This is a genomic window from Streptomyces flavofungini, assembly GCF_041028215.1.
Classification (GTDB): Bacteria; Actinomycetota; Actinomycetes; order Streptomycetales; family Streptomycetaceae; genus Streptomyces; species Streptomyces flavofungini_B.
Map to the genome: position 1 here is coordinate 1 of NZ_JASKYR010000769.1, position 4,050 is coordinate 4,050.

General features: G+C 74.8%; 4 protein-coding genes. All 4 read left to right on the forward strand.

Going from position 1 to position 4,050, the window contains the following annotated elements:
* Positions 1-17 precede the first annotated feature (17 nt).
* The 4 genes from AB8Z36_RS34100 to AB8Z36_RS34115 all read left to right on the forward strand — a co-directional run bounded on the left by AB8Z36_RS34100 (position 18) and on the right by AB8Z36_RS34115 (position 4,036).
* On the forward strand, positions 18-854 hold the full coding sequence (locus tag AB8Z36_RS34100) for a Rossmann-like domain-containing protein (protein WP_369217262.1): 837 nt from the start codon (positions 18-20) through the stop codon (positions 852-854).
* Positions 851-2,119, forward strand: a complete 1,269-nt coding sequence (locus AB8Z36_RS34105) for an MFS transporter (protein ID WP_369217263.1) — start codon at positions 851-853, stop codon at positions 2,117-2,119. The genes AB8Z36_RS34100 and AB8Z36_RS34105 overlap by 4 nt, the downstream gene beginning before the upstream one ends.
* Positions 2,120-2,193: 74 nt before the next feature.
* Complete coding sequence (locus tag AB8Z36_RS34110) at positions 2,194-3,213, forward strand: FecCD family ABC transporter permease (protein ID WP_369217265.1); 1,020 nt, start codon at positions 2,194-2,196, stop codon at positions 3,211-3,213.
* A 1-nt stretch (position 3,214) separates the two neighbouring features.
* On the forward strand, positions 3,215-4,036 hold the full coding sequence (locus AB8Z36_RS34115) for an ABC transporter ATP-binding protein (RefSeq protein ID WP_369217264.1): 822 nt from the start codon (positions 3,215-3,217) through the stop codon (positions 4,034-4,036).
* The last annotated feature ends 14 nt before the right edge of the window (positions 4,037-4,050 follow it).

The following is a 4,050-nucleotide window of genomic DNA, read 5'->3' on the forward strand; positions in this document are numbered from 1 at the left end:
CCTCAGAGAGAACACACATGTCACGCCCCACCCCCCAGACCGTCGCGGAGCTCACCGACGGCGTCCTCGCGGGCGCCCACGGCCCCGACCCGGCCGAGCTGACCGTCACCAGCGCGTTCTGGCTGTACAACACCACCCGTCTCGCGGGCGGCGACGTCACCTACCACAACCACTACCTGCTGCTCCGCGTCGGCGACGCCTTCGGCGCCTGCTCCTTCGAGGCCGGTGAACTCCCCCCGCAGTTCTGCGAGAACGCCTCCGGGCAGCCGCTGGCCAAGCTGCTGCGCCACGAGTCGGCGCCCGTGCGCACGGCCGCCCTCGACGCCTACCTGGCCCGGGTGCGCCCGCACCGCGACGCCGCCGAGGCCGAGCGCGTCCTGCTGCCCGCCGGTACGCCCGAGGTCCGCGCCGAGGCCAGGGACGCCTCGGTCGCCGGACTGCTCGACATCGCGCCCGGCGCCCGCGTCGCCCTGATCGGCGTCGTCAACCCGCTGGTCGCGGCGATACGCGAGCGGGGCGGCGTCTGTCTGCCCTGTGACCTCAACCTCCGTACGACCGCCTGGGGCGACCCGGTCACCGACGACATGACCGAGGTCCTCGCGCGGGCCGACGCCGTGGTCGCCACCGGCATGACCCTCAGCAACGGCACCTTCGACCTGATCCTGCGGCACTGCGTCGAGCACGGGACGCCGCTGACCGTCTACGCCCAGAGCGGCAGCGCCGTCGCCCGCGCCTTCGTCGGCGCCGGGGTGACCGCGCTGAACGCGGAGCCCTTCACCTTCTCCCAGTTCAGCGCCGACCCCACGCCGATGTACCGCTACCGCGCCGCCCTGGTGGACGGAGCGGCCAGGTGAGCGTCGACGCCGTGAAGAACCCCGCGCGGGAGGAGGAGCCGGTCCCCGGCGATCTGCGCATGGCCAGGGCCCTGTGGCCCGTGCTGCTCGCCTCCGCCGTGGGCCTGCTGCCGTTCACCGTGTTCAGCACCTACCTCGTGCCCATCGCCGACGACGCGGGCAGCGGCGTCGCCGCGATGGGCGGCCTGCGCGGGCTCGGCGGCCTGGCCGCGCTGCTCGTGGGCACCGCGCTGGCCCCGTTCATCGACCGGGTGCCCAAGGAGCGCGCGGCGGCCGGTGCCCTGCTCGCGCTCGGCGTCTCCGCCGCGCTCGGCGCCGTCGGCGGCTTCGCCCCGTTCGCCGTGTTCTGCCTCCTCGTCGGCGCGAGCACCGCCGTCCTGAACCCGGCGCTCACCGCCGCCGCCGCGGACCGCTTCGGCACCGGCAAGGCGGCCGGGCGCGCGGCGACCCTGGTCACCGCGACGACGTCCATGACCGCCATGCTCGCCGCGCCCGTGATCGCGCTGCCCGCGCTGTTCTGGGGCTGGCAGGGCGATCTGCTCGGCGTGGCCGTGGTCTCGCTCCTGCTCGCCGTGGTCTTCCTGGCCCGCGGCGGCAAGGGGCCCGGCCCGGACACCCCGGCGGGCGCGCCGCGCACCGGATACGTGGCGTCGTTCAAGGCGCTCGCGGCGGTACGCGGCGTGCCCCCGCTGCTCCTCATCGGGTTCCTGCGCACCGCCGTCTTCATGGGCTACCTGTCCTACCTCGCGGCCTTCTACGAGGAGCGGTTCGACCTCGACGCCGGGCTCTTCACCCTCGTATGGACGCTGAGCGGCGCGTCGTTCTTCGTCAGCAACCTGCTGACCGGGCGCGTCACCAACTCCGCGGCGCCGCGCGTCAGCACGGAGCGCCTGCTCGGCATCGGGCTCGTGGCGGCCCTGGTCTCCGTCGTCGGCTTCTACTTCACGCACTGGCTGCCGCTCGCCCTCGCCATGACCGCGCTGCACGCCGCGAGCCACGCGATCGTCGCCGCCTGCGTGGTCAGCCTCCTCGTGCGGCGCTGCGGCACGGCGCTGCGCGGCTCCGCGCTGAGCCTGAACGCCGCGGGCCAGAGCCTCGGCGTCTTCGCCGGAGCGGCGCTCGGCGGCGCGGGCCTCGGCCTGGCCGGATACCCCGGCACCGCGGCCGTGTTCGGCGCCCTGGTCCTCGCGGCGCTCGGCGCGGCGGTCCTGGTGCCGCGCGGACGGCGGTCCGACGCGGCCGTGACGGAGGCGGAGCGCCCGTGAGCACCCTCGCGGAGGTGACGTCGCCGGGGCCCCCGGCCGCGCTGCGGGACCGCCTCGCGTCGCCGAGGACGCTCGTGCTGACGTGTGCCGGGCTCTTCCTGGTCCTCCTGGTGTCCGTCGTCGTGGCGATCGGCCTGGGCGCGGCCCTGGTGCCGCCGGTCCAGACCGCCCGCTATCTGTGGGCGGCGCTCAGCGGCGGCCGCATCGCCGCCGACGACCTCACCACGTACCAGATCATCTGGCAGATCCGTACGCCGCGCGTGCTGCTCGCCGCCCTGGTCGGGGCCGGTCTCAGCGCGGTCGGCGTCGCCATCCAGGCGATGGTGCGCAACGCGCTGGCCGACCCCTTCGTCCTCGGTGTCTCCTCGGGCGCCTCGGTGGGCGCGGTCGGTGTGACGGTGACGGGCGGCCTCGCCGCGCTCGGCGTCTACGCCGTCTCCGCCGGGGCGTTCGCCGGGGCGCTCATCGCCTCGTTCCTGGTGTACATGGCCTCCGCGAGCCGGGGGGTGCTCTCACCGCTGCGGCTCGTCCTGACGGGCGTCGCCATGTCCCTAGGCTTCCAGGCCCTGATGAGCGTGATCATTTACTTCGCGCCGGACAGCGAGGCCACCGGAATGGTCCTGTACTGGACCATGGGCAGCTTCGGCGCGGCCAGTTGGGGCGCGCTGCCCGTGGTCGCCGCGGCCGTCCTGCTCGGCCTCGCGGTCCTGTACCGGCACGGGCGCGCCCTGGACGTCCTCGCGCTCGGCGACGAGACCGCGGCGAGCCTCGGGGTGAGCGCCGACCGGCGCCGCAGGTCCCTGCTCGTGGTCGTCTCGCTGATGACCGGCGTGATGGTCGCGGTGAGCGGGGCGATCAGCTTCGTGGGGCTCGTGATGCCGCACCTGGTGCGCATGGTCGTCGGCGCGGGCCACGCCCGGGTCCTCGCGGTCGCGCCGCTGGTCGGCGCGGTCTTCATGGTCTGGGTCGATCTGCTGTCCCGGACCGTCGTCGCCCCGCGCGAACTGCCGCTCGGCGTGATCACCGCGCTCGTCGGCGTCCCGGTCTTCATCACCCTGATGCGCCGCAAGGGCCATGTCTTCGGGGGGCGCTGACGTGGAACCGCGAACCGGCCCGGACCCGCGGACCGAGACGGACCCGCGCACCGGCACCGACCTGCGCGTCGACGGGCTCGGCGTCACCATCGACGGCCGCCGCCTGGTCCACGACCTGTCGCTCGACGTGGCGGACGGCGAGGTCGTCGGCCTGGTCGGCCCGAACGGCAGCGGCAAGTCCACGGCCCTGCGCTGCGTGTACCGCGCGCTGCGCCCGACCACCGGCACCGTGCGCATAGGCGGCGACGACCTCGCGGACCTGCCCATGCGCCGCGGCGCACAGCTGCTCGCGGCCATGACCCAGGACGGCGCCGTCGACCTCGACTTCACCGTCGAGGAGGTCGTCGCGCTCGGCCGGGCGCCCCACCGGCGCGGCAACCAGGCGCTCACCGCCCGCGAACGTCACCTGTGCGCGGCGGCGATGGAGCGGCTCGGCCTCACCCGGCTGGCCAGGCGCGGCATCCTCACCCTCTCCGGCGGGGAGCGCCAGCGGGTCCTGCTGGCCCGCGCCCTGGTGCAGGAGCCGCGCGTCCTCGTCCTCGACGAGCCGACCAACCACCTCGACGTGCGCCACCAGGTGGAGATCCTCTCCCATCTGCGGGGCAGCGGACTCACCGTCCTGGTCGTCCTGCACGACCTGAACCTCGCCGCCGCCGCCTGCGACCGGATCGGCGTGCTCAGACAGGGGCGCCTGGTGGCCTCCGGGACCCCCAAGGACGTCCTGACCGAGGCGCTGGTCGCCGATGTCTTCGGCGTACGCGCGACCGTCGTGCCGCACCCCCTCACCGGCGACCCGCAGCTCCTGTACGCCCTCCACCCGTGAGGTCACCCTCCCGC

Coding starts and splice junctions, on each gene's coding strand:
- AB8Z36_RS34100 (WP_369217262.1), top strand. CDS start 18: ATGTCACGCCCCACCCCCCAGACCGTCGCGGAGCTCACCGACGGCGTC.